This is a genomic window from Deltaproteobacteria bacterium (assembly GCA_020848905.1).
Taxonomy (GTDB): Bacteria; Myxococcota_A; Polyangia.
On sequence record JADLHG010000042.1, the window covers coordinates 462,417 to 488,597 of the forward strand.

The window sequence follows — 26,181 nt, forward strand, 5'->3', positions numbered from 1 at the left end:
GCCGCACATCAAGACAGAAGCGCGGCCCCACACGCACGCTCGGAGCCGGACAGCTACATGTCGTCGTAAGGAGGTGCGCGATGCTTGGGGCACGGGTGATGGTGGGGCTTTCGCTGCTCGGCTGTCTGGCGACAGCTGGCAGAGCCCGCGCGACAATCCTCGAATACCTGGATACTCCGGCGCTCGCCAGATCGGCCACGGCCATCGTGCGGGGAAAGGTCGTGCGGCAGCGCGTTGTCGTCGTCGACGGTCGCCCCTGGACGGACTCGGTGGTGCGGGTCGCCACGCCGCTCAAGGGACGCGCCCGGCGAGGAGAGCTGGTCACGGTCCGTCAGCCGGGCGGGGAGACCGCCACCCTCGGCATGCACGTCGCGGGCGCCGCGCGCTTCTCCGACGGGGAGGAGGTCCTCCTCTTTCTGGCCGCGGACGGACCCCGCTTCGTCCCCGTCGGCATGGCGCTCGGGAAGTTCGAGGTCTACCGGGATCGCGGCGGCGTCGAGCGCGTACGCCGGGATCTGCGGGGCGTCGCGTTCGCCCGCTTCGATGGCCACGGCAAGGTGCAGCTGCAGGAACCCCTGCAGCTCGTCCGCAGCGCGGACCTGACCGTGAGCGAGTTCCTCGCCGCCATACCGAGGCGCGACCTCGCAGGGGGTGCGCCATGACGACGAGGTCCCTCTTCGTCACGCTGCTCGCGCTCTCGAGCGTCGCCGGACCGGCGGCGGCCTACAAGGTCCAGCGTTCGAGCATGAACGGGCAGGTCGTCCGCTGGTCCACGTTGCCGGTGAAGTTCGACCTTCACAGCGCCGCCGCACCCGGCGCAAGCGCCGCCGAGACCCAGGCCGCCGTTCGCGCGGCTTACAAGGCGTGGTCCACGGTGAGCTGCTCCAAGTACCAGACCCAGGATCTCGGCGTCGTGAGCCGCCCGAACGGAGATCAGCGGGATCACGTCAACACCAACGCCTGGCTCCCGAGCTGGCCCGCGGCCTACGGCGCCGCGGCGCTCGGCGTCACGCAGACCATCTACGACCCGCAGAGCGGGCGTATCATGGACGCCGACACCTTCTATAACGGCACCAAGCGCTGGTCGGTGACCGGATCGCCGTTCGCCTACGACGTGCAGGCCGTCGCCACGCACGAGCTCGGGCACCAGCTGGGCCTCGATCATTCCACCGAGCCGACCGCGACGATGTACTACGCGACGGCCCCGGGGGACACCTCGCAGCGGTCGCTTCACTCGGACGACCTGGCAGGGCTCTGCTTCCTCTATCCCTCCGGTGGTGTGGCCCCCCCCGAGTGCACTGTCGCCGAACACTGCGCGCCAAACGAGACCTGCCAGGACCAGAAGTGCGTCGCGGGGAACAAGCAAGGCTACGGCGGGGCCTGCTCCTCCCCGGCACAGTGCCTGTCCGGAATGTGCCTCGGCGTGCAGGGCACGTCGCGCTGCTCGCAGCCCTGCGACGCGCAGCCCTGCCCGAACGGCGACGCCTGCATGGGCGTCACGGGCGGCACCGTGAGCAAGGCCTGCCTCCCGAGCGCGCCGGCCGCGGGGAGCAAGGGGCTCGGTGAGGCCTGCGGCGGCGGCCCCGAGTGCAAGTCCACCCTCTGCGTGGCCGTGCCGGGAACCGGCAACATCTGCTCCGAGAGCTGCCAGGTCAGCGCCAGCACGTGCCCCAAGGGCTATCAGTGCGCGCCGGGAGGCACGGGCGGCCTCTGCGTCCCCGAGGCGAAGACCCCCGTCGTACCGTCCTCGCGAAGGCCGCTCGGTGAGCGGTGCGCGGGGGGCGAGAACTGCCAGAGCGGTCTGTGCGGCGAGACCGGCGGGGAGAAAGTGTGCACGCAGCTCTGCCAGGCCGACGAGGCTGGCAGTTGCCCGAGCGGCTTCGTCTGCGCGGGGGTGGTGGGCAGCGACCGCGGCGCCTGCATCCGGGATCCGCGGAGCGGCGGCTACGCGGCCGGCACGCTCGGCGGGGACTGCCAGGGAAACCAGCAGTGCAACACCGGCATCTGCGCGACGACCTCCGCCGGCGCGCGCTTCTGCACCCAGCTCTGCACCCCGGAAGAAGGCTGCCCGGTGGGCTTCGACTGCACGGCAGCGGGTAACTCCCGCTACGCCTGCACGCCGGCGGCCGGGCTGGCGGAGCCGACTCCCCCCGGAGAGAGCTCCGGGTGCGATCTGACCGCCTCGCCCTTCTCCCCCGGAGCGTGGAGCGTGCTGCTCGCGCCGCTGCTGCCGCTGCTCCTTCGGCTGCGCCGACGTCAACGCCCTCCCGCTACTCCTTGACGAGGCAGGCCTTAAGCCGCTCCGGCTTTTCGGCGGCAAGGCGCGGTACGCAGTGCACGCCGAGGGTCACCCGACTCCCCGGCGGCGGCAGCGTCATCCGCGTCACCTTTCCGCAAAGGATGGGACTGGAGTCGCAGTCCGCCGCGGCGAAGCCCCGCACCCAGAGCGTCCAGTCCCCGCCCGCAGGCAGATCGGCGAACTGCACCCGCTCGGCGAGCAACCCCGCCAGGTCGACGAGTTCGTCGATCCTCCCGGCCCCCACGTTGATGCAGCGCTCGACGCCGACGCCGTCGGCGCGCCGAAGCTCCGCGACCGTGCTCACCACGTCGAGGAGCGCCTGATCCTCGCACTCGCCGCGCACGAGCGAGACCTCTACTAGCTCGCTGCCGCAGCCAGCGGCTCCCGCACCGAGCCCCAGCACGAGGAGGCCAAGGACCCGTTTCATGGCGCGAAGACCACCCGCACGCGGTCGTTGCGCGCCGAGAGAGCCACCGCGCTCACCGTCACGGCCGCCGCCGTCCCCACCAGCGCCCAGATCCACCAGCGGCGATACCACGCCGGTCCGGCGGACGGCTCCGGCCGAGGCACGACAGGCGCCGCCTCCCCTCCCAGCAGCAGCGAGACGGCCTGGCCGAGCACCGCCGTCTCCTCCGGCGCGCCGCTCAGGCGCGTCGTGGTCTGGCTGGTGAACTCGCTTCGCCCGGCCTGGGTCAACCGCAGGCTCACGCGGGCGCGGCCGACCTCGAGCACCAGCCCCAGCCGGGCATCTGCTTCCCGCACGACGCTCGCCACGAAGCTCGCGTCGCTCCCCTCGCGCTCGCTCACGCAGGTGAGCGGCTCGGGACGGTGCGTCGGACGCTGCACGCGGCAGCCGAGCGGCCGCGCGTCCAGTCGCAGGAAGCCGCGGGCCCCACCCCCCGGGACGCAGGTCGGCTGCGCGGCGGGACAGCGCCCCTGGATCACCACGTAGTGCGTCCCGGCCGGGACCTGGAGCAAGCGCCCCTTCACCGTCGGCCCCTTGCCATTCACGAGCAGCTGCTCCGCGCCCAGCCCCTCCTCGAGCACGCAGCTCACCTCCTCGCGCGGGGCGGCCACCGCCCGCCGGTAGTCTGTCAGGAGCTCCGGGGGAAAGAGTCGGCCGTCGAGCAACGGGCTCGACGGGAGCTGGCTCGACCGCACGAAGCTCGCCGCCGCCGCCTGCACGTCCCCGGCGGCCCACTGACAGACGCCGAGCCACAGGTTCACCTCGCCGAGCGTGCGGTGCGCGAGCAGGGTCCGCTCGGCAGGGGGCTCGCCGAGGCTGCGCCCGAGCTCCTGCTCGGTGATCGAGAGCAGCGCCACACAGCCAGCGAAGTCCGTGCGCGTATAGAGCGTGCGAGCCGCGACGAGGGCTCGTGCGGCGCGCACGCGCGCGACGGCAGCGGCCAGAGTCCAGGCGTCCACCGCACGGTGCCCCCGTGCGCCGAGCTCGGCCGAGGCGCGGTCGGCGAGGACGCGGCTCGGGCAGCTCTCTCCGCTCTGCAGGAGCGCCGCGCGCCCCCCGGGGCTGTTCTCCGCCCGGGCGTCGACCGACACCCAGAGGAGCGCCGATACGGTACAATAGAGCACGCTCCTCGCCCAACCGAGATGACCGACGCCTTCTCGCGACGCTACCGACTGCTCGAGCGCATCGCCATCGGCGGCACAGCCGAGGTCTTCCGCGCCTCCCTCGTCGCCGACGACCGCGAACGCCCCGTGGTCATCAAGCGCGTGTTGCCCCAGTTCGCCCGCGACACCCGCTTCAGACGCCTGTTCCTGGAAGAGGCCTGCCTGGCCGCGTCGCTGTCGCACCCGAACATCGTCCGGGTGCTGGACCACGGCGAGATCGGCCAGACCTGCTACATCGCTCTCGAGTCGGTGGAGGGGCTGGACCTCGGCAGCCTGGCGGCGGCGGGCCGCGCGCACGGCTCTCCCATGCCCCCCGATCTCGCGGCCCTCGTGGCGGCCCAGGTGGGCGACGCGCTGCAGTTCATTCACGATCACACGAGCTCGGAGGGGCTACCCCTACGGATCATCCATCGAGATGTCTCCCCCCAGAACATTCTAGTGTCCTTTCGAGGCGACGTGAAGCTGACCGACTTCGGCATCGCCAAGAGCACCATTCGCCAGGAGCACACGGTCGACGGCACGCTCCGAGGCAAGCTCGACTACATGGCTCCCGAACAAGCGCGAGCCACCGCTCCCGTAGACCACCGCGCGGACCTCTTCGGCCTGGGCTGCGTGCTCTACGATCTCCTGGCGGGCGTCCCTCCTTTCCGCGGCGACACGGACATCGAGACCCTGGACCGCCTCCGAGAGGGCCGGATCCGCATCCCCGTCGCCGAGCTCCCCGCCCCCGCCCCGCTGCGGGCCGTCCTCTCCCGGGCGCTGGCCCTCGACCGCGAGGACCGCTTCCCCCGGGCCGCCGACCTGGTGGGCGAGCTCCGCGCGTACCTGGCCGCCCTGCCCAATCCCCCCGAGGCCGAGGCGCTCGGAGTCTGGGCCCGGCACGCCAAGACCGCGGGTCCGCCGCGCCCCACGAACGCGGTGGACGAGGCGATCCGCAAGCTCCTCGGGAGCGAGGAGGACGCCGAGCCGCGCCACGCGTCGCCCACCTCGGTCTTCGCCGACCGCTCGCCGCAAGATCCGTCGGGCACCCGGGAGGCGACCTCCACCGTCGACGCGACCACGCCCCGTCGGTCGCGCCTGCGCTGGATCTGGGCCCCTCTCGTCGGGCTCGCCCTCTCGGGGTGGTTCCTGCTCGCGTGGTATCGCTGGCGAGACGTCCCGCCGGTGGGCGAGGCGCGCGACCCGAGCTCCGCCGCGCGCCCGCCGCTCCGCGACGCCGCGCCGGGGCCCGACCTCGGCGTGGCCCGCCGAATCGCGGACGCTGCTGGCCCGCCCCAGGCCGCCGGATCGCATCGGCTGCTCGTCCACTCGCGCCCCGCCGGCGCGTCGGTGGTGCTCAACGGCGCGCCGCAGGGGCGCACCCCGACGGCGGTGACCCTGCCTCCGGGTCCCGCGCTGCTCGAGCTCCGCAAGTCCGGACACCGCCCCTACCGCCGACGCCTCGCCGCCGACGAGCGCCCCTCGGAGCTGCGTGCGATGCTCGCCGTCGAGGAGGCGTCGAGCCCCGTGGGATACTTGACGGTCAACTCGCTCCCGTGGTCCAAGGTCTATCTGGACGGCAAGTTCGTGGGTAACACACCGCTGGTCAAGCTGCAGGTTCGCTCCGGCAGTCGCAAGGTTCAGCTGCGCGGCCCCGAGGGGAGCGTGCGCAAGGCGTTCGTCGCGCAGGTTCCCGCCGGCACGAGCCGCTCCTTCACCTTCGAGCTCGGAAGGTAGCCCGTGGCCGGCCGGACCCCCGAGCTGACCACCACGCGCGTGGTCAACGACCTGAAGGCCCCCAAGCTGCTCCGTCGGAAAGTCCGGCTCGAGGTGCTGCGCGGAGTCGACGCGGGCAAGCAGGTCGTCGCGGGCGAGGAGGAGCTCCACATCGGCACGCTCTCCGACAACGACCTCGTGCTGACCGACTCGGCGGTCTCCCGCTGCCACCTGCGCATCGTCACGGGGCTCCGCGGGTTCACCATCACCGACCTGGACAGCACCAACGGCACCTTCGTCGGCCCGCTGCGTCTCCGGGAGGTCACCGTGAGTCAGCCGGTCGAGCTCCTCGTCGGCGACTCCACGATTCGGCTGACGCCGCTCGACGACGAGGTCGAGGTCCCCCTGCACGGCGAAGACCGCTTCGGTTCGGTCCTCGGCCGCAGTGCCCAGATGCGCGCCATCTTCGCCCAGCTACCTGCCGTGGGGGCCTCCGAAGCCACGGTCTTGATCGAGGGGGAGACGGGGACCGGCAAGGAGCTCCTGGCCGAGGAGCTCCACCGGGCGAGTCCGCGGCGTACGGGTCCGTTCGTGGTGGTGGACTGCGGCGCCATCCCCGAGACGCTCATCGAGAGCGAGCTCTTCGGCCACGTGCGCGGCTCCTTCACCGGAGCGAACGCCGACCGCACCGGCGCCTTCGAGCTCGCCGACGGCGGCACCCTTTTTCTGGACGAGATCGGAGAGCTCTCCGCCTCCGCCCAGCCCAAGCTCCTGCGCGCGCTCGAGAGCCGCCAGATCAAGCCCGTCGGTTCGCCGAAGTATCGCTCGATCGACGCTCGCATCGTCTGCGCCACGCACCGCGACCTGCGGCGGGCGATCAACGAGGGGGGCTTCCGCCCCGACCTCTACTACCGCATCTCGGTCATCCGCATGCACCTCCCGCCGCTGCGCGAGCGGCCCGAAGACGTCGAGCTCCTCGCCACGCACTTTCTCGGACAGCTCACCTCACGCCTCGCCCCGGGCGCGACGGCCCCGAGCGCGCTCGGCCGCGAGACGCTGCAGCGCCTCGTGAACCACCGCTGGCCGGGAAATATCCGCGAGCTGCGCAACTTCATGGAGCGCGTGGCCGTCATGGCCCACGGCGGCCCGGCGCTGAGCGCGGACCCCGACGGCTTCGCACCGGCGGCGGCCCCGAGCTCCGACCTCGCCGTGGACCTGCACCTGCCCTACAAGGACGCGAAGGCCCGCTGGATCGACCGCTTCGAGGTGGACTACGTGACGGACCTCCTCCGCCGTGCCAACGGCAACGTCGCCGCCGCCGCGCGCGACGCCGGCGTAGATCGCACCTACCTCTTTCGCCTGATCCGCAAGTACGGCCTCCGCGAAGGGGAGTGACGGGCGTCGGTGCCACCGGCCCGCCGTCCGCCATTGCACCCGCTCGCCGCGCTTGTGGCCCCCCGCATCCATGCGGTATGCCTCCCTCATGACCGAGGAGAACTTCCGCACCGTCCTGGTGGCGAACCCGAACTCCCAGAACGGCGCACTCGGCCGGAAGTGGAGCCAGCTCTCGGCGGTCATCGCCGCCAACTTCGGCCCCTTCCACCACCGCTTCACCCGCGGGGTGGGCGACGGCACGCTGCAGACCCGCGCCGCGCTCGACGAGGGCTACGAGATGGTCGTGGCCATGGGGGGCGACGGCACGATCAGCGAGGTCGTGGACGGCTTCTTCGACCATCGAGGCCCCCGGCGCGCCGGCGCCGTGCTCGGCGTGCTCCATTTCGGCACGGGAGGGGACTTCCGGCGCACCATCGCCGCGCCGACGAAGCTCGCCGACGGGGCCCGGGCGCTCCGGGGACGCGCCACGACCGACGTGGACGTCGGCCGGCTCACCTACGTGGCCAACGACGGCAGCCCTGCCGTGCGGCACTTCGCGAACATCGCCAGCTTCGGCATCGGCGGCCTGGTGGACAAGTTCGTCAACGAGAGCAGCAAGGCGCTCGGCGGTCGCATCTCTTTCGCGGTGGCCACGCTGCGCGCGATGCGCCGCTACTCGCCGCAGCGGGCGCGGATCCGCCTCGACGGCGGGGCGCCGCGCGAGGTGACCCTGCAGAACGTGGCGGTCGCGAACGGCCAGTACTTCGGCGGCGGCATGCACATCGCCCCGACGGCGAAGCTGGACGACGGTCTCTTCGACGTGGTGGCGCTCGGGCCCCTGTCGCTCGGGGACATGGTCTTCCGGGGGCACAAGGTGTACTCGGGGACGCACCTCGAGATGCCGCAGGTGAGCCTGGCCCAGGCCCGACAGGTTGACGCCGAGCCGGTCGACCCCGGCGACGAGATCCTCCTCGACGTGGACGGCGAGACGCCAGGTCGCCTCCCGGCGCGCTTCGAGCTGCTGCCACGAGCGCTGCGCCTGAAGTCGCTCGTCCTTCCCGTCGGAGGATCGATGACATGAAGCGCTGGCAGCGCGTCCTCTGCGCCGTAGCCACTGCCGGCCTGCTCGTTCTCGCCTGCGCGGACCTCGACATCTGGCCGCTCGCGTGGGTGGGCTTCGTGCCGCTGCTCCTGGCCCTCCGCGACACCTCCCCCCGAGCGGCCTTCTTCTACGGCTGGCTGGCCGGGACCCTCGGCAACGCCGGCGGCTTCTACTGGATCCAGCACCTCCTGATGCGCTTCGGCGGCCTCCCCTGGGTCGCCGCCTTTCCGATCTACCTCTTGCTCGTGGCCTATCAGGGCCTCCACTGGGGGGCCTTCGCCTACGCGATCCGCCGCGCGCACCTCTATCGGCCCACCTTGCCCATGACGCTGCTCGCGCCGCTCTTCATGGTGACGGCCGAGTTCCTCATGCCCTTCATCTTCGACTGGTACCTGGCCATCACGCAGGCGTGGGTGGTCCCCGCGATCCAGGTCGCCGATCTGACGGGCCCCCTCGGCGTCACGGCCCTGCTGATGCTCGCGAACGGCATGCTCTACGACCTCCTCCAGGCGAGGCTCACGCGCTCCACGTGGCCGCTCCGCCCCCTGGCCATCGGCTCGGCGCTCCTGCTCCTCTCCTTCGGGTACGGCGCGCTCCGCGTGCACCAGGTGCGCGCGCAACGGGCCGCGGCGCCCAAGGTGAAGGTGGGCGTGGTCCAGGCCAACATCGGCATCGTGCAGAAGGGGCGCGCCGAGCTGACCGTCCTGCACCACGCCTTGCACCTTCGCGAGAGCCACAAGCTCCAGGATCAGGGGGCCGAGCTCCTCGTCTGGCCCGAGTCCTCCTACCCCTACGCCATGCTGCGCACCATGACGCGCGACTGGCCGGAGCGGGACCCCCGCCGGATCATGGTGGGCCTGAAGGTGCCGCTCATCTTCGGAGCCGTGAGCTTCGAGCCGTCGAGCCGCTTCCCCTACAACACGGCCTACATGATGGAGCCCGACGGCCGCATCACCGGGCGCTTCGACAAGAACTTCCTCCTCGTCTTCGGCGAGTACATCCCCCTCTACGAGACCTTCCCCGCCTTTCGGCGCTGGTTCCCTGCGATGTCCCACTTCGCGCGGGGCACCGAGGTGACCACCTTCCCGTTCCGCGGCCACCGCATCGGGCCCATGATCTGCTACGAGGACATCCTCCCCTCTTTCGGCCGCCGCCTGGCGCCGCTCAAACCCAATCTGCTGGTGAACGTCACCAACGACGCCTGGTTCGGACAGACCTCCGAGCCGTACGAGCACCTGGCTCTCGCCGTCTTCCGATCGGTCGAGCACCGCCTGGACATGGTCCGCTCGGTGAACACGGGAGTGAGCGCCTTCATCGACGCCACGGGGCGCGTGGGACCGAAGACCCGCTCCCACGACCCCGTCCTCACACCCGGCGTGCCCCCCGAAGGTCTCCTCGGCGAGGTAGCGCTCCTGGATGGCGCCAGAACGGTCTACGCCCGGGTCGGGGACCTCTTCGCCTACCTGGCTCTCGCCGGCACGGTCGCGCTCCTCCTCTGGGCGCGGCGCACCCGCACGACCCAGCCCGCCCCGGCGAAACCGCGCGGCCGAGAGCCCCGCGGCAAGCGGCGCAAGCGGTAGGCGGCCTCGGCCCCGCGCGAGGAGCTCGTCCCGCGGTGCCGTGGCCATCCCCACGGAAGGGCCGCGCGCCAGCGCGGACGACAGGTTGCAGTTCGCTCGTCGACTTGCCAAACAGGAGCCGCGGGGAGCCTCGGGCAGCCCGGCCGCTCGGCCACGGCCCCGGCCAAGCCTCCGTTTCTCCTCGATCCGCCCGGTGGCATGGCCGCTGCAGTTTGCGGCCTCATGGCGATGACCCGAGCCACCCTCATCGGTTTGGCGGCGCTCTTCACGGCCCTCTGCGCCGCGACCGGCGTTCACGCGAAGACCCCCGCTCCGGCCGAGGCGCCCTCCCTCGAGCAACGCCGCCGCGAGATCGTGCTGCAGCGACTGACGAGCCTCGGCAACTCGAGGGTCCGCGATCGAGGCCAGCGCGTCGTGCACGCGAATCAGACCGTCGGCTGGCTCGGCAGCAAGTGGGGTCAACGCGTGGGTCTGGACGCGGCCTTCGCCACCCTGGTCGGGGAGGGCCAGGTCGACTTCCAGGAAGAGCGCGGCGGTCTGGTGCGCGTCCTCCTCCGCAGCGGCACGGGGACGAAGCTCCTCGGCGAGCTCCGCACCGTCGGCGACGAAGAGATCTTCGTCCCCACGAAGCGCGTCGCCGAGGCAACGCGCCGCACGATCGGCGAGGCGCTCCTCGCCGCGGTGGATCGCCTCTCCATGCGTCCGGCTCGGCCGGTCACCGACTCCACCTGGCTCCAGCCCGAGGAGGACGACAAGGCCCCGGCCGGCACCCGGCGCATCTCCTTCTGGCCGAGCTGGAAGGTGGCCTATGGGGCCGTCGAACACCCGAGCTGGACCTATGGTGGCCATGCGGCGGACGCGCTCGTCGGCCCCATGAAAGCGCTGAGCAGCATGCTGTATCCTGTCGCCGGCCTTGGCGAGCACCTGAGTGTGGCCTGGGTCTCCGACCGCAAGCGCGACGGCAGCACTGCCGCCGCGGGCGAGCAGGTACAGCACCGACTCACCTTCCGGCCGTCCTACAAGGGCGGGGGAGCGCTCTACGAGGAGAAGGCCTTCACGCCCGGCAAGGCGGTGGGCGGCCGCGAGCGCCGCCGCGAGGCGCACCAACGCGCAGGCTGGCTCAAGGATCAGCTCGCGCGCGCGAAGCGCGGCCAGGTCCCCGAGCGTGAGTGGGCCGTGGCGCAGGCGGTCTTGACCGCCGTCGGAGCACCCGCCGGGCGCCGCAAGGCGGTCCCGAACCTGGCGCTGGCCGCCCTCTACGGCGACGGAAAGCTCGTCTTCGTGCCGCTCCCCAAGCAAAAGGACCACCGCGAGGTTCTCTGGCAACGGGCCGACGGTACCCGCGTCGCTCTCGGCCACGTGGTCGAGGGGACGGCGGGACTCGCCTTCGAGGCGCGGCCCGAGCTCCTCGCGCGCCGTGACGCCGTGGTGGGCGACGCGATTCTCGCCGCACTGGCGGGTCGCTTCACCTGGCAGAGCTCCACCTTCCGCGAGGGGCAGCACATCCCCTCGAGCTCCCCGCTGCGCGAGACAGGCGGGTTCGAGAAGGTTCTCTCCGGGGATCGCGTCGCCGAGGTCATCGGCAAGTCGCTCCCGCCCGCGCTACGCGAGCTCGTCGAGGTCAAGCGGGACGACAAGCCCGTGGTCTTCCGCTGGAGCTCGACCACGCTGCCCCCGACGTGGTCGTGGTCCAGCTCGCGCAAACTCGCCGAGGACCAGATCGTCGAGCACACGCTGACGTGGGAGAACAACTATTACCTCGGGCGGCAGCTCACCTACAGCTACGCCATTCACAGCCGCTACCCGGCGCTCCAGCCGCCGCGCCGGACCGAAGCGGCCGCCGACCGGCGGATCGCGATCGACGTGCCGCGAAGCTCCCTCCTCGCCAGCCGCCTGAACGACGTACGGGTGCTCAGGACGCGCGAGGACATCGAGGGCTACGTGGCGCGCCTCTTCCTCGAGCACTCGCACGTCAGCGACGATGTGGCGGGCATCTATGCCGAGATGCTGAGCACGCGCCGCACGGGGGAGTGGAAGATGGCCGAGGGGACGGAGCCCCTCTGGCGCGAGGCGTTCGCCAAGGTGGGCTGCATCAGCGCGAAGGAGGCCCTGAAGCGCGTCTCGCGCCGGCCGGCCTTCAAGGCGCTCGTGGTCAAGCTCGCGGCGCTCGAGGACTCGAGCAAGAACGAGATGTGGCACCAGCTCGCCGTGAACAAGCTCACGACCCGCGACGAGATCCGCACCTTCATCGCGCTCTACCGCCACCTCTTCCCCGACCTGGCGCTGAGTTACATCTACTCGGGCGGCCTCCACGGCAACCCCTACTGGCGCGCCTTCGCCCAGGGCACGAAGGAGCTCTGGCTCACCGAGCTCCGCACCGCGGGCGCCTTCGAGAACCCGCTCAGGTAGCTCGGCCGACGGCCATCGCCGGGTTAATCCCTTGGCCCGCCACCAGCTTGTGTGTTATTTCCCGCACCCATGAATCCGCGTGTGCGTCAGCTGGGGGCATCGCTCGTCTTCGCCGCAGGTCTCGCGCTCCTTCCGTCGCCGGGCCACGCCCAGCGCAAGGCAGTGCCTCCACCCATCCATCCCGACACGCTCCCCACCCTGATCCAGGACTGGGCGCTGCCGGCCTCTCTCGCCCCGTTCGTGACGAACAGCCACGCTCCGCGCATGACCCGCAAGGGGCAGACGCTCTACGTCTACGACCACCACGGGCGGCGACTCGTGGCCGCGAACGCGTCGAGCGGCAAGGTGCTCTGGCACGCCCCCGTCCCCGGTCGCTCGGACCTGGCCTTCGCCTTCACCCCCTTCCTCGGGAAGGCAGAGGTGTACGTGGCCTCGGACGGCTACCTCTGCGCGTTTCACGGCGCCAAGGGGACCAAGCTCTGGGACCTCGGCCTGAAGGGCGTGCCCGTGAACGGCATGGCCCGCTCGAAGCACCACCTCTATCTGCCGTGGATCCGCGTCGCCTCGGGGCGGGGGGTCCCCGGCGTGAACGTGTGGGCCGTGGACGCCCGCAACGGGCGCGTGGAGTGGACCAAGCGCTTCCCCGGCATGATGGCCTACCTCGAGGGGGACGCCGACGGCGCCTACTACGTGGCCGACGACGGCACCGTGCTCGCACTCACCCCCGACCGCGGCGACCCGCGCTGGCAGACCCGCGTCACCGGCCGGGTGGAAGATCCGCCGATCCTGAGCGGGAACCGCCTGTACGTCAGCACGGTGAACCGCAAGGCCGGCTGGTCCGGCAGCGCCCTCTACGCCCTCGACCTCAAGAAGGGCAAGATCCTCTGGGAGCAGAAGCTCGCCTCGCCGAAGGTGGCCAAGTTTCTCGTCGACGACCAGCTCGTGACCGTCGAGACGGACGGACGCCTCTCGGTCTTCGACGCCGCCGGAAAGCGCACCACCGAGATCCTGCTCGCCTTCGGCGACGCGCCCACGAGCCTCAAGCTCGCCGCGGGGGACAATCGGGCCTACGTCTTCTCGAGTCACCCCGACGGGAACGGCTACGTCTGGCTGGTGGACCTCGAGAAGAAGCGCGTGGTCGCCACCGCGAACGCGCTCGACCTGAAGGCGCGCAGCATGCTCCCCGGGGACAAGGTCGTCTACCTGGATGGCGAGGACGGCACCGTCTACACCTATCGCCTCGACCGCAGCCAGCGGCCGCGACGACCGGCCTTCCCGCCCGAGGAGTTCGCGCAGGACCTGATCGAGCGGGCGAAGGGGGCGCGAACGCCTCAGCCTGGGCTGGTCCTCAAGCTGGCCGGCCTGGGAGTGAAGGCGATCAAGGTCATGGAGGCGGCCCTCGAGCACGCGAACGTCTTCGTGGTCGACGCGGTGGCCGCGGCGATCGCGCACCTGGAGACGAAGCGCTCGGTCCCGGCCCTGCTGAAGGCGCTCGGACGATTGCGCACCGTCCCGCCCGTGGGGGCCACCGACCCGATGCTCTCCGTCGTGGACGCGCTCGCTCGGCTGCGCGACGGCAAGGCCGTCGTGCCGCTGCAGAAACTGATGGAGGACGAGACGCAGGGGCACCACCGCCGGCGCGCGGCCTACGTGGCCCTCGGAGCCGTCGGCACCCCGGCCGCGCTCGCGCCGCTCTGGGCCTTCCGTGCAGCGCGGCAGGTGAACACGATCCGCTTCGAGCCCGTGGGGATGACCTCTTCGCTCGAGCAGGGCGTGGAGCAGGACGGAGACGGCGACCGCTCCGCCGAGGACGCCCGTCGTCGCACGGCGATCCTCGGCAAGGGGAAGGGAGGCGCCGCCTTCGTCGCCGCGCTGTCGCCGTTCCTCGGCGGGTACAACGACGTGTGGGTAGGCAAGGCAGATGGCACGGGAGGCATGGCCGCGCCGCTCTTCACCGGCGTCACGCGGCCCGAGGTGAACGCGGGGCAGTTCCTTCGCCTCGGCGCCGTGCAGGTGGGCGACAAGGGCCAGGTCACCCTCACGCTGCAGCGCCTGGAGGGCAAGTCCTGGGTCAACGACAAGCCCACCCCGCTCTCTCTCGAGGAGCTGGCGGCGGATTCTGACGGCGACGGCCTCCCCGACCTCGTCGAGCGCCGGCTGCGCCTCTGCGTGCACCACCCGGACTGCGACGGGGACGGCCTCAAGGACAGCGAGGACGGCAACCCCTTGGCCTCCGGCAAGGAGAAGCCGACCGCGGACCAGGAGCTCTTCCGCGAGGCCTTCTTCGCCTACTTCGCCTTCCTCAAGCGCCGCGGCATCGTGGTGGTGGACCCCGGCGACGGACCCTCCTTCGAGGTCTACGGTCGCAGGGACCCGGTCATCTCGCTGCGTCGCTCGACAATTGAGCGCCTCCGCAAGGAGGCGGGGCTGCACGCCGCCGACTACGTCTCCTTCGGCGGCCCCTACCCCGAGGGGACCGGCTCCGGCGGCGCGCTGCCCAAGGTGGTCTACGACAAGAAGGGCAAGCAGGCCACGCTGGGGATGGACATCGTGCGGTCGGGGGATAACGGCGTGGCCTACAACGTCACGCTGCAGAAGAGCGGCAAGGTCTGGGTCGTGACGCGTCTCGCCCGGGTCTGGGCTACGCAGTAGCTAGGAAGCGACGCCCCCCCTCCCCCGCTGGCCTCCGCCCCGGCAGTCGCCCCGCCGGGCCCTCAGTTGCGCAAGGCGAACGGCCACTGCAGGCGGGCGTCGGGACCCGAGAACTTGGGGAACGGAGCAGCGCGCACCAGGCGCTCGAGGCACTTCGCCGCCGGACTCGTGGCCAGCGCCCCCGAGACCTTCACCGACTTCACCTGCCCCGCGGGCGTCACGACGACCTCCGTCGGAAGCTCGCCCGTGACCCCGAACTGGTCGAAGCAGGTGTGCAGGTCCTCGCTCACCGTGTCCATGATCGGCTTCACCTGGGCCTGCTGGAGCCGCCCGGGGAGCTTGACGCGCTTCACGACCCGCTTGGGCTGATTCTGCTCGCAGGTCATGTCGGTGCGGTCCACGCGATACGAGCGGGTGGCCTTGGGCGAGGCGGCGTACACCTGGCCGGCGCACTTGTGAAAGAGGCGCCACCCGACGAGCTCGAAGGTCAGCACGCCGTACTTGAAGCGCTTGCCCACCTTGGTGACCCCCGCCTCGGGGCGAAAGAGCAGGTCGAGGCGCAGGTGCGGCAGGATCTCCTGCTTGAACCGCGCCTCGGTGGTCCCCTTCGGCAGCTCCACCGTCTGCGTGGCCATCGTGATGTCCCCGAAGTCGTACGCCGCCCCCGCCCCCTTCTTCACCAGGATGTCCTTCGGCAGCTTGAAGAGAAAGAAGCGGGCCTTGGCCAGGTCCCCACCCTCCCGGTCGGCGAGAGGCTGGGCGCAGGTGAGGCAGCCCCGGATCGAGACCTCCATGCGCGGGGGATCCCCGGGCTGGAACTTCACCACGAGCGGTCCGGCGGGACCCGGCGCCACCCCGTACGCGTAGACCTTCGCCTGCCGCTGGGCCTTGAGCCGGTCGTTCAACGCCGTGCAGAAGAGGCGACGGAAGTGCGTCGTCTCGTGCTCGCACGAGGCCACGAAGGGACGGAGCATGCGCGGCAGGTTCAGGATCCGGTACGCCCCGCGCGAGGCTCCCTCGTAGGTGGCCTCGGCCGCCGAGGCCGAGCCCGCGCCGAGGCCGACCGTCGCCCCGAGAGCCACTATCTTCGCCAAGCTGTGCATGAAACGTCTCCTTCGGCGCGCGCAGCATAGCCAGATCGTTCGTGCCTCGCCAGTCCCAAGGCGCCTCGCACCCTTGGGCTGCTGACCGGCCCGCGCGCAGAGCTGCGCCCGCCGAAACGGCGCCCTCCCCGGGGCTTCGCCGCACCGCGTTTCCCCTTGAATGTTCGCCGCCTGGCTGGTATAACGCGGCCGCATTGCAACCAATGGTCATCTTTTGACTTTTCGAGGGAACGCCATGGCCCAGTACACCAAGATCTCGCCTCCCGCGCAGGGCTCCAAGATCGCCTTCTCGAAGGGCGAGCCCACCGTGCCGAACGATCCGATCGTCCCCTTCATTCGCGGGGACGGAACGGGGGTGGATCTGTGGCCCGCCTCGCAGCTCGTCTTCGACGCGGCGGTCGAGAAGGCCTACGGCGGCAAGCGCAAGATCCACTGGCTCAAGGTCTACGCCGGAGACGAGGCCGTGGAGCACTACGGCCCGGGGCAGTACCTCCCCGAGGACACGCTGACCGCCATCGCGGAGTACGGCGTGGCCATCAAGGGCCCGCTCTCGACGCCCGTCGGCGGCGGCATCCGCTCGCTGAACGTGGCGCTCCGCCAGATCCACGACCTCTACGCCTGCGTGCGCCCCTGCCACTACTACGCAGGCACGCCCTCTCCGCACCGCACGCCCGAAAAGCTCGACGTGGTCATCTACCGCGAGAACACCGAGGACATCTACCTCGGCATCGAGTGGAAGCAGGGGAGCGAGACCTGCAAGAAGCTCATCGAGCTCCTGAACGCCGAGCTCATCCCGGCCACTCCCGAGCACAAGGGGAAGCAGATCCGCCTCGATTCGGGGATCGGCATCAAGCCCATCAGCGTCTCCGGCTCCCAGCGCCTCGTACGCCGCGCGATGAAGCACGCGCTCCGGCTCCCGAAGGGCAAGCAGATGGTGACCCTGGTCCACAAGGGCAACATCATGAAGTACACCGAGGGGGCCTTCCGGGACTGGGGCTACGCCCTGGCCACGAGCGAATTCCGCGCCGAGTGCGTGACCGAGCGCGAGTCCTGGATCCTCGGCAACAAGGAGAAGAACCCGAGCATCACCGTCGAGCAGAACGCGCGGGAGATCGACCCCGGCTACGACGCGATGACCCCCGACAAGCAGGCCGCCGTGCGCAAGGAAGTGGAGCAGGTCCTGGCCAGCATCTGGGACAGCCACGGACAGGGGAAGTGGAAGCAGAAGGTGATGGTGAACGACCGCATCGCGGACAGCATCTTCCAGCAGATCCAGACCCGCCCCGAGGAGTACTCGATCCTCGCCACCACCAACCTGAACGGCGACTACCTCTCCGACGCGGCGGCCGCGATCGTCGGCGGGTTGGGGATGGGCCCCGGCGCGAACATCGGCGACCACTGCGCCGTCTTCGAGGCCACGCACGGCACGGCCCCGAAGCACGCCGGGCTGGACAAGGTGAACCCCGGGTCGCTCATCCTCTCAGGCGTGATGATGCTCGAGTACATGGGCTGGAACGAGGCCGCGGCGCTGATCCAGAAGGGGATCGCGCGCGCCATCTCGGGACGCGAGGTGACCTACGACCTGGCGCGACTCACCGAGCCGCCCGTCGAGCGCCCGCTCAAATGCTCTGAATTCGCCAAGGCCATCGTCAAGCACTTCAACGACTGAAGCAGAAGGAGGCCCTCCATGGCACGCAAGAAGATTGCTCTCGTAGGTGGCGGACAGATCGGTCAGATCCTCGCCCTCCTCGCGGCGCAAAAGGAGCTCGGAGACGTCGTCACCCTGGAGATCCCGGACTTCGTGAACCCGACGAAGGGCAAGATGCTCGACCTCGTCGAGCTGGCCCCCGTCGAGGGCTACGACGCGCACCTCTCCGGCACCTCGGACTACAAGGACCTGGCCGGCTCGGACGTGGTGATCGTGACCGCCGGCGTGCCGCGCAAGCCCGGGATGAGCCGCGAGGACCTGCTGGCCATCAACATCAAGGTCATCACGACCGTGGCGCAAGGGATCAAGGCCCACGCGCCGAACGCCTTCTGCATCATCATCACCAACCCGCTCGACGCGATGGTCTACGTCTTCCACAAGGTGACGGGCTTCCCCAAGCACCAGGTGTGCGGGATGGCCGGCGTCCTCGACACGGCGCGCTGGCGGGCCTTCATCGCGATGGAGCTCGGCGTGTCGGTGAACGACGTGGCGGGCACCGTGCTCGGCGGGCACGGCCCCACGATGGTGCCGGTTCCGCGCCTCACCACCGTTGGTGGGGTGCCGCTCGCGGAGATGATGGACCAGGCGACGATCGACTGCATCGCCGACCGCACGCGCGAGGCGGGGACCGAGATCGTGAAGCTCCTCGGCAACGGGTCGGCCTTCTTCAGCCCGGCCGGCGCCGCGATCGAGATGGCCGAGGCCTACCTGAAGGACAAGAAGCGCGTGCTGGCCTGCGCCGCCCTCTGCCAGGGCGAGTACGGCGTGGACGGCCTCTTCATCGGCGTCCCCTGCCGCATCGGCGCGGGCGGCATCGAGAAGATCTACGAGATCAAGCTCAACGAGGGCGAGAAGGCCCTGCTCACCAAGACCGTGGACGCCGTAAAGACCACGGTCGCCGAGTGCAAGATCTAGCGAGGACATCGTGAAGCTCCACGAGTATCAGGCAAAACACCTCCTCGAGCAGTACGGCGTCGCGGTCCCGAAGGGCCGCCCCGTCTTCAGCGCCGCCGAAGCGCAGGCCGCGGCGGAGGCGCTGATCGCCGAGACGGATAACCCGGTGGTGGTGGTGAAGTCGCAGATCCACGCCGGGGGTCGCGGCAAGGGGCGGTTCAAGGAGGACCCCGAGCTCTCCGGCGTGAAGGTCGTCCGAGGCGCCGGAGAGGCGCGGGCCATGGCCGAGCGCATGCTCGGCAAGACGCTCGTGACCGAGCAGACGGGGCCCGAGGGCAAGCAGGTCAACCGGGTGCTCATCGAGCAGGGGATCAGCATCGCCCGCGAGATGTACGTCGGCGCCCTCGTAGACCGCGCGGCCCAGCGCCTCACCCTCATCGCCTGTGCCGAGGGGGGCATGGAGATCGAGGTCGTGGCGGCCAAGACGCCGGAGAAGATCCTGAAGGAGACGATCGATCCCGCCGTCGGGCTCTCGCCCTACCAGGCTCGGCGGCTCGCCTTCAAGCTCGGGCTCACGGGGGCGGCGCACGGAAACGCGGTGGGCTTCCTCCTCGCCCTCGCCAAGGCGGTCGAGGAGGAAGACGCCTCGATGGCCGAGATCAACCCGCTCGTGATCACCACGGACGGCGAGGTCCTGGCCCTCGACGGCAAGATGGCCTTCGACGACAACGCCGCGTACCGGCATCCGGACTGGAAGGCGCTCCACGACACGACCGAGGAGGAGCCGACCGAGCTGCAGGCCAAGGCCTACGACCTGTCGTACGTGAAGCTCGACGGGACGATCGGCTGCATGGTCAACGGCGCGGGCCTGGCGATGGCCACCATGGACATCATCCAGGAGTTCGGCGGGCAGCCGGCGAACTTCCTCGACGTGGGCGGAGGGGCGGACAAGGACCGCGTGACGGCGGCCTTCAAGATTATCTGCGCCGACCCGCACGTGAAGGGGATCTTCATCAACATCTTCGGCGGTATCGTGAAGTGCGACATCGTGGCTCAGGGGGTCGTGGACGCGGTGAAGGAGGTGAGCCTCAAGGTGCCCCTCGTCGTGCGTCTCGAGGGAACGAACGTCGAGGCCGGCAGGCGGATCCTCGACCAGTCCGGGCTCAACGTCACCTCGGCGGTCGACATGGCCGACGGGGCCCGGAAGATCGTGGAGCTGGCCCGATGAGCATCCTGGTAGGAAAGAAGACCCGCGTGGTGGTGCAGGGAACCGGCAAGGCCGGCGCCTTTCACGCGAAGCAGTGCATCGAGTACGGCACGCAGGTGGTGGCCGGCGTAGCTCCCGGCAAGGGGGGCCAGGATTTCGTCGGCCGGCCAACGTTCGACACGGTGAGTGAGGCGGTGGCCAAGACGGGCGCCGACTGCTCGCTCGTCTTCGTGCCAGCGCCTGGCGCCGCCGACGCGATCCTCGAGGCGGCGGAGGCGGGCGTGGCGCTCGTGGTCTGCATCACCGAGGGGATTCCGGCCCTCGACATGGTGCGGGTCAAGCGCGCCCTCTCGGGACGGCCGGTGCGTCTCATCGGACCCAACTGCCCCGGCATCATCACGCCCGGGGAGTGCAAGCTCGGCATCATGCCCGGCTACATCCACAAGGTGGGCAGCATCGGCGTGGTCTCCCGCTCGGGAACCCTGACCTACGAGACGGTGCACCAGCTCACGCAGCTCGGGATCGGCCAGAGCACCTGCATCGGCATCGGCGGCGACCCGGTGCCGGGGATGCAGTTCGTGGAGGTGCTCAAGCTCTTCGCCGAGGACCCCGGAACGACGGGTGTGGTGATGATCGGGGAGATCGGGGGGAGCGCCGAGGAAGAGGCGGCGCAGTTCATCAAGGAGCATCTCAAGCACAAGAAGGTGGCCGCCTTCATCGCCGGCAAGACCGCTCCCAAGGGCAAGCGCATGGGCCACGCGGGCGCCATCATCGCCGGCGGCAAGGGGACGGCCAAGGACAAGATCGAGGCGCTGCTTGCGGCGGGGGCGAAGGTCGCCCCGAACCCGAACGAGATCGGGCGCACGCTCGCCTCTCTGCTATAGAAAGAAGGAGAAGAGCCGTGGAACGCACTCTGTCCATCATCAAGCCCGACGCGGTGAAGAAGAACGCCATCGGGCCGATCGTCGAGATGCTCGAGAAGGGCGGCCTCCGGGTCGTGGCCGCCCGGATGCTCCGCCTCTCCCGCCCTCAGGCGGAGGGCTTCTACGCGGTGCACCGCGAGCGCCCGTTCTTCAAGAGCCTCTGCGAGTTCATGACCTCGGGACCCGTCATGGTCATGGCGCTCGAGGGAGCTGGGGCCGTGGCGAAGAACCGGGAGATCATGGGAGCCACGGATTCCACGAAGGCCGCCGAGGGCACCATTCGCCGCCGCTTCGGCACCGACATCGAGAAGAACGCGGTGCACGGGTCGGACTCGGCGGAGAACGCGGCGATCGAGATCGCCTACTTCTTCCCGCCCTGCGAGCTGAACGGCCTCGCGGGTTGACGCGCGAGGTCGCGATCGGCGGCCCCGAAGCGACCGCGGCCCCGAGCGCAGCGTGGTCAACTCTGGTGAGCTCGGGGTTAAGGACCGCCTCATGCAGCGCCCCCACCTACGCGACCTGACGCTTCCCGAGCTCGAGAGCTGGGCGGAGGCCCAGGGACTGCCGCGCTATCGCGCCGCGCAGCTCTTCACCTGGGTTCACCGCTCCGGGCTCACCTCCACCGAGGGGATGACGAACCTCTCGAAGGAGCTCCGCGCGCGGCTCGCCGAGCAGTGCGACCTCTCCGGCCTCGCCGTGGACGCGGTGCTGACCTCCGAGGATGGCACGCGCAAGCTCCGACTGCGCTGCGCCGACGGGCAGGCGGTGGAAGCGGTCCTCATTCCGGCCGAGGACAAGCTCACCTTGTGCATCAGCACGCAGGCGGGCTGCGCGCTCGGCTGCCGCTTCTGCGCCACCGCCACCATGGGCCTGCGCCGCAACCTGAGCGCCGGCGAGATCGTGGACCAGGTCTACCGCGCGCAGTCGCTCCTCGTGGGGGACGAGCGCCTCACGAACCTGGTCTACATGGGCATGGGCGAGCCGCTCGCCAACCTGGCGGACGTGCTGCGCTCGGTGGAGATCCTCGGCACCGAGGCCGGGGCGAGCTTCTCGCCGCGACGGATCACCATCTCCACGGCGGGGCTGGTACCGGGGATCGCGGAGCTCGGGCGACGCGTGCCGGGGATCGGTCTCGCCATCTCGCTCCACGCCACGACCGACGAGCTCCGCAGCCAGCTCATGCCGATCAATCGGCGCTGGCCGCTCGCGGAGCTCCTCCGCGTCGTGCGCGAGTTCCCGCTGCCGCGCCGGCGCCGCGTCACCTTCGAGTACCTCCTGCTCCGGGGCCTGAACGACGCGCCCGCCGACGCGAAGCGGCTGGTGCGCCTGCTCGACGGTATCCCCGCGAAGGTCAACCTCCTCGCCTACAACCCCTGTCGTACGGACCAGCCCGACCTCCAGCGCCCTGACGAGGGTACGGTGGAGGAATTCGCGGAGCTCCTGCGGGAGAAGGGCCTCAACGCGACCGTTCGTCGAAGCCGGGGCCTCGACATCGCCGCAGCCTGCGGCCAGCTCGCGCTGCAGGGCTGAGGCCCTGCCCCCGTCCGAGATCCGGCGACTGGCGACCCCGGCGGCGGCCCGGAGGCTAGCCAGTGGAACGAGCGTGGGCCGGCGGCCGACGCAGGCTTGGATCACGGAGGTACGCGAGATCCATGGGGTCATAACGCGCTGCGCCACCGACATGTGTGGCAATTACCTCCAGCGGCGGTGGTACGGATCCTGCTCATTCGGGCGGTAACGGAGTATGCCCATGTACCGCGCTGTAGGTATCGCCCTTGGCCTCCTCGTCGCCATGCTCGGCTCGGCCGCCCGCGGGCAGAACGCGTGCAAGCCCCCTCGGGTGCTGATCGTCCTCGACCAGTCCTCCAGCATGGTGGACCCGGGGGTGACCTTCACCGGCAAGAGCAAGTGGGAGGTGGCCAAGGAGGCCATCGCGGCGGTGCTGCGGGGGTACGAAGGAAAGATCGACTTCGGCCTGATGCTCTTCCCCTCGCCGAGCCAGTGCGGACCCGGGGCCTTGAAGGTCCCCGTGGGTCCGCGCGCCGGAACCTCCATCCTGCGCGAGCTCGGCACCGCCCCGCCCCTGTCGGGCAACTACACGCCGATGGCCCAGACCCTGGACAAGGTGCCCGAGGTGAAGGCGCTGCAGGACGGGGGCTACCGGAACTACGTGCTCCTCATCACCGACGGCTGGCAGTGGTGCTATCCGTACGACGCGAGCACGCGCTTTCTGGCGGTCAACTCGGTCGCCAATCTCGTCCACCTCGGCGTGCGCACGCATGTCGTCGGCTTCGGCGACGGCGTGGACGCCCTCGCGCTGAACCGCATGGCCGAGGCCGCCGGGACCAAGGTCAACGGAAGCTGCAATGCGCAGGGCTCCGATGCGAAGGCCAAGGGGCACTGCTACCACCAGGCGGGGGACCAGAAGGAGCTCTCGACGGCGCTGCACAGCGTGGCGGCGCAGGTGACGGCGGAGCTGTGCGACGGGATGGACAACGACTGCGACGGCAAGATCGACGAGGATCTGACGGGCCCCTTCTGCGCGCAGCAGCAGGGCGTCTGCGCCGGATCGAAGGCTCCCTGCGGGGGCGGCGAAGGGTGGGCGGCGTGCGGCGCGACGGACTACAAGGCCCACGCCGCGGCGCGGAAGACGGTCTACGAGGCCACCGAGACTCTGTGCGACGGCCAGGACAACGACTGCGACGGCACGGTAGACGAAGGATGCGCCTGTCGCTCGGGAGAAAGCCGTGCATGCGGCGCCATCGGCGGCGAGTGCAGTCAGCGGTGCGCCACGGGGAGCTGGGGCTCCTGTACGCTCCCGGGAACAAGCTCCACCATCGAGACCTGCGACGGGAAGGACAACGACTGCAACGGCAAGGTGGATGACGGACTGAGCCGCGGCTGCACCACGGCGTGCGGCATCGGCGAGCAGACCTGCTCGAACGGAGCGTACGGCGCCTGCAGCGCGCGACAGCCCACCGCCGAGGCCTGCGACGGCCTGGACAACGACTGCGACGGCGAGGTGGATGGTCCAACCGCGATCTGTCCGGGCGGCGCGACCTGCGTCTCGGGGATCTGCCAGCCCCTCGACATCGGTGGAGGGTGCGACTGCCAGGTCGGCGCGGCCTCCGCCCCCCCGTGGACCCCCTTCGGCCTCGCGGCGCTCGTCGCGCTCCTCCTGCTCGCCCGACGACGCCGCTGACCTCGGCCGCCCCTTGCCGAGCCCGCGCGAACGCGGGATCATGCGGGCAACCCACGGCAAGGTTCGGCATCCCGCCGCGCGATGATGAGGCCCTTCAAACCGGTAAATTTCGGGCGCTACCTGCTCACGGATCGCATCGCCGTGGGCGGCATGGCCGAGATCTTCAACGCGAAGATCTTCGGCGCGATGGGCTTCGAGAAGTCGATCGTGATCAAGCGCATCCTCCCGCAGTTCGCCGAGGACGCCGAATTCCTGCGCATGTTCATCACCGAGGCGAAGCTCGTCTGTCACCTCGAGCACCCGAACATCGTGCAGGTCCACGAACTGGGAGAGCTCGACGGGCAGTACTACATCGCGATGGAGTTCGTGAACGGCGTGGACGGCCGACAGCTCTGGCGCACGCTCGCCAAGCGCCGGCAGCGGCTCCCCGGCGTCCTCGCGCTCTTCGTGGTGAGCGAGTTCCTCAAAGGCCTCGACTACGCGCACCGGACCCAGGGGGCCGACGGACGGCTCCTCGGTCTCGTGCACCGGGACGTCTCCCCCTCCAACATCCTCATCTCGTACCGCGGGGACGTGAAGATCGGGGACTTCGGCATCGCGCTCGTGCAGCACGAGTCCAAGACCCAGGCGGGGGTGCTCAAGGGCAAGTACGGCTACATGTCCCCCGAGCAGGTGGCCGGCCTGAACGTGGATCATCGCTCCGACATCTTCGCCGCCGGGATCGTCCTCGCCGAGCTCCTGCTCGGTCGGCGGCTCTTCCTCGGCCGTAGCGACTTCGAGACCCTCGACAAGGTGATGAACGTGCGGCTGGACGTCCTCGACCAGCACGCGGCCGCGCTCCCACCCGATGCGGTGCGCATCGTTCAGACCGCCCTGCAGCGGGAGGTCGGTGACCGCTACCAGTCCGCGCGCGAGTTCTGCGACGACATCACCGACTTCCTGTTCAGTCATGCCGAGCGCGTGACGAACGAGACGCTCGCGGCGTTTCTGGCGCAGCACGTGGCTCCGTTCCTCGAGCGCCACGCGCAGAGCCCGGGCTCGAGCGACCCGGACGACTCCGACGCCGTGAACTACCGCGGCTCCCCCCCCGCCGGACAGGCGCCCGTCGTTCCCACGGGCGCGCTGCCACGCGCCGACGAGGGGCGTCCTCCGGCGCCGCCCTCTCGCTTTGCCTCCTCGGGGGCCATCCCCACCGTGGAGGTTCCGCCCGCGGCCCCGCCACCGGCGTCGCGCTCGATGCACGACACGCTGCACGAGCTGGACCCTCTCGCCGTGGCCACCCCCGAGGCGGCGAGCGGCTGGAACGCCGCTGCCGCCGCCAGCTACCCCTTCGGCGCTCTCCCCCAGCTCGACATGGGACTCGTCTCCCAGCCCTCGGAGGAGCTGGAGCTCGACACCATCTCGGACGACGGTTTCAGCTCGGCGTCGATGGCGAGACCGGCTCCGGACGCCGGTGACGTGGAAGGAGCGGGAGAGGAGCTCGACCTCGACGGCGGCGACGAGGAGCCCCTCTACGCTCCCCCTCAGCTCTCCGCCCCCGAGGCCCTGCTCAGCGCGCAGCTCGCCACCGCGCAGGAAGTGGAGCAGCGGGACCGCCCGGACTTCACCGGTAAGATCCCGAACCGCACGGTGGCCAAGGTGCTCTTCCGCTTCGCCGCCGTGCAGGAGAGCGGCCTCCTCATCCTCACCGGCCCCGAGACGAGCGACCAGAACGCCGCCCTGCTGCGCCATCTGAACGAGCTGCAGGCCCTCGTGGCTCGGGGAGCCGCCGCGCGCGCGGGGACCGAGCGCACCTGCGAGATCCATCTCGTCGGGGGGCACCCGCACCTCGTCGCCGCGGACCGCAGCGAACAGGCTCTCGTGGGCTACCTCATCCGCGAAGGGGTCGTGGATCTGGCCGCCGTGGAGAAGGCAGTGCGCGCCAACCCCCACCGCAGCCTCATCGCCGCGCTGCAGGGGGCTGGCCTCATCACCCCGCTGCAGATCAGCCGCAAGCTGACCACCTTCGTCCTCGAGAACGTGCTGGACACCTTCGCCTGGGAGCAGGGCGGCTTCGCCTTCTACCGCGGTCGCGCGTGCACGCACGAGGCCTTCCCGACCGGGATGACCGCCTTCGAGCTGGTCCACCGCGGCGTCCGCGCCCTACCCGATGCGGTTCTCCAGCGCTACTTCGTCCGGCTGGGCACCCGCAAGCTCGGCCTCTGTCCGAGCCCGGTGGTCGAGCTCGCGGACTTCAATCCCGACGAGCTGGAGCGCTCCGTCTACCAGCGACTCGGCGCACCGCAGCCGCTGCCCGCGCTGCTCACGAGCTGTCTCGGCCTCGGGGACCCGCTCGCCGTCACCCGCGCGCTCTACCTGTTCATCGAGTCGGAGCTGGCCGAGCTCTCCTGACGCGCCTCCCACC

General features: G+C 70.4%; 19 protein-coding genes. 16 read left to right on the forward strand and 3 right to left on the reverse strand.

The features are described from left to right. Positions 1-80 precede the first annotated feature (80 nt). Together IT371_19015 and IT371_19020 are read left to right on the forward strand one after the other, a co-directional pair. Complete coding sequence (locus IT371_19015; GenBank protein MCC6749765.1) at positions 81-662, forward strand: hypothetical protein; 582 nt, start codon at positions 81-83, stop codon at positions 660-662. After that, the gene (locus tag IT371_19020; GenBank protein MCC6749766.1) at positions 659-2,281 is read left to right on the forward strand and encodes a matrixin family metalloprotease; all 1,623 of its coding nucleotides are present in this window, start codon (positions 659-661) and stop codon (positions 2,279-2,281) included. Before IT371_19015 ends, IT371_19020 begins: the two co-directional genes overlap by 4 nt. On the opposite strand, the gene IT371_19025 is transcribed toward IT371_19020, so the two are convergent. Beyond that, a complete protein-coding gene (locus tag IT371_19025) occupies positions 2,271-2,726 on the reverse strand; it encodes a hypothetical protein (protein ID MCC6749767.1) in 456 nt (151 codons plus the stop codon). The genes IT371_19020 and IT371_19025 overlap by 11 nt on opposite strands. Continuing rightward, a complete protein-coding gene (locus IT371_19030; protein MCC6749768.1) occupies positions 2,723-3,889 on the reverse strand; it encodes a hypothetical protein in 1,167 nt (388 codons plus the stop codon). The genes IT371_19025 and IT371_19030 overlap by 4 nt, the downstream gene beginning before the upstream one ends. An 18-nt stretch (positions 3,890-3,907) precedes the next feature. Here IT371_19030 and IT371_19035 point away from each other — a divergent pair, with 18 nt between their 5' ends. The 6 genes from IT371_19035 (at position 3,908) to IT371_19060 (ending at position 14,740) form a co-directional block, all read left to right on the forward strand. After that, entirely contained in the window at positions 3,908-5,644 is a 1,737-nt protein-coding gene (locus IT371_19035) for a serine/threonine protein kinase (protein ID MCC6749769.1), read from the forward strand. 3 nt (positions 5,645-5,647) lie between these two features. Continuing rightward, complete coding sequence (locus tag IT371_19040) at positions 5,648-7,018, forward strand: sigma 54-interacting transcriptional regulator (protein ID MCC6749770.1); 1,371 nt, start codon at positions 5,648-5,650, stop codon at positions 7,016-7,018. Positions 7,019-7,088: 70 nt separating this feature from the next. Beyond that, complete coding sequence (locus IT371_19045; protein MCC6749771.1) at positions 7,089-8,078, forward strand: diacylglycerol kinase family lipid kinase; 990 nt, start codon at positions 7,089-7,091, stop codon at positions 8,076-8,078. After that, complete coding sequence (gene lnt / locus IT371_19050) at positions 8,075-9,679, forward strand: apolipoprotein N-acyltransferase (protein MCC6749772.1); 1,605 nt, start codon at positions 8,075-8,077, stop codon at positions 9,677-9,679. The genes IT371_19045 and lnt overlap by 4 nt, the downstream gene beginning before the upstream one ends. Before the next feature lie 228 nt (positions 9,680-9,907). Beyond that, entirely contained in the window at positions 9,908-12,088 is a 2,181-nt protein-coding gene (locus IT371_19055) for a hypothetical protein (protein MCC6749773.1), read from the forward strand. An 81-nt stretch (positions 12,089-12,169) separates the two neighbouring features. Beyond that, on the forward strand, positions 12,170-14,740 hold the full coding sequence (locus tag IT371_19060) for a PQQ-binding-like beta-propeller repeat protein (protein ID MCC6749774.1): 2,571 nt from the start codon (positions 12,170-12,172) through the stop codon (positions 14,738-14,740). 62 nt (positions 14,741-14,802) lie between these two features. On the opposite strand, the gene IT371_19065 is transcribed toward IT371_19060, so the two are convergent. Further along, on the reverse strand, positions 14,803-15,843 hold the full coding sequence (locus IT371_19065) for a hypothetical protein (GenBank protein MCC6749775.1): 1,041 nt from the start codon (positions 15,841-15,843) through the stop codon (positions 14,803-14,805). A 235-nt stretch (positions 15,844-16,078) separates the two neighbouring features. On the opposite strand from IT371_19065, the gene IT371_19070 reads away from it, so the two are divergent. The 8 genes from IT371_19070 (at position 16,079) to IT371_19105 (ending at position 26,168) form a co-directional block, all read left to right on the forward strand. Then, a complete protein-coding gene (locus IT371_19070; protein ID MCC6749776.1) occupies positions 16,079-17,512 on the forward strand; it encodes an NADP-dependent isocitrate dehydrogenase in 1,434 nt (477 codons plus the stop codon). Between the two features lie 18 nt (positions 17,513-17,530). After that, the gene (gene mdh, locus IT371_19075) at positions 17,531-18,466 is read left to right on the forward strand and encodes a malate dehydrogenase (protein ID MCC6749777.1); all 936 of its coding nucleotides are present in this window, start codon (positions 17,531-17,533) and stop codon (positions 18,464-18,466) included. 10 nt (positions 18,467-18,476) lie between these two features. Next, the gene (sucC, locus tag IT371_19080; protein MCC6749778.1) at positions 18,477-19,673 is read left to right on the forward strand and encodes an ADP-forming succinate--CoA ligase subunit beta; all 1,197 of its coding nucleotides are present in this window, start codon (positions 18,477-18,479) and stop codon (positions 19,671-19,673) included. Then, positions 19,670-20,536, forward strand: coding sequence for a succinate--CoA ligase subunit alpha (gene sucD / locus IT371_19085; GenBank protein ID MCC6749779.1), 867 nt, complete (start codon positions 19,670-19,672; stop codon positions 20,534-20,536). The genes sucC and sucD overlap by 4 nt, the downstream gene beginning before the upstream one ends. Positions 20,537-20,553: 17 nt before the next feature. Further along, a complete protein-coding gene (ndk, locus tag IT371_19090; GenBank protein MCC6749780.1) occupies positions 20,554-20,979 on the forward strand; it encodes a nucleoside-diphosphate kinase in 426 nt (141 codons plus the stop codon). Positions 20,980-21,070: 91 nt separating this feature from the next. Next, positions 21,071-22,105: a 23S rRNA (adenine(2503)-C(2))-methyltransferase RlmN gene (gene rlmN, locus IT371_19095; protein MCC6749781.1), complete on the forward strand. Its 1,035-nt coding sequence runs from the start codon at positions 21,071-21,073 to the stop codon at positions 22,103-22,105. Between the two features lie 220 nt (positions 22,106-22,325). After that, the gene (locus IT371_19100) at positions 22,326-23,777 is read left to right on the forward strand and encodes a VWA domain-containing protein (protein ID MCC6749782.1); all 1,452 of its coding nucleotides are present in this window, start codon (positions 22,326-22,328) and stop codon (positions 23,775-23,777) included. 81 nt (positions 23,778-23,858) lie between these two features. Then, entirely contained in the window at positions 23,859-26,168 is a 2,310-nt protein-coding gene (locus IT371_19105; GenBank protein MCC6749783.1) for a serine/threonine protein kinase, read from the forward strand. Positions 26,169-26,181: the final 13 nt, after the last annotated feature.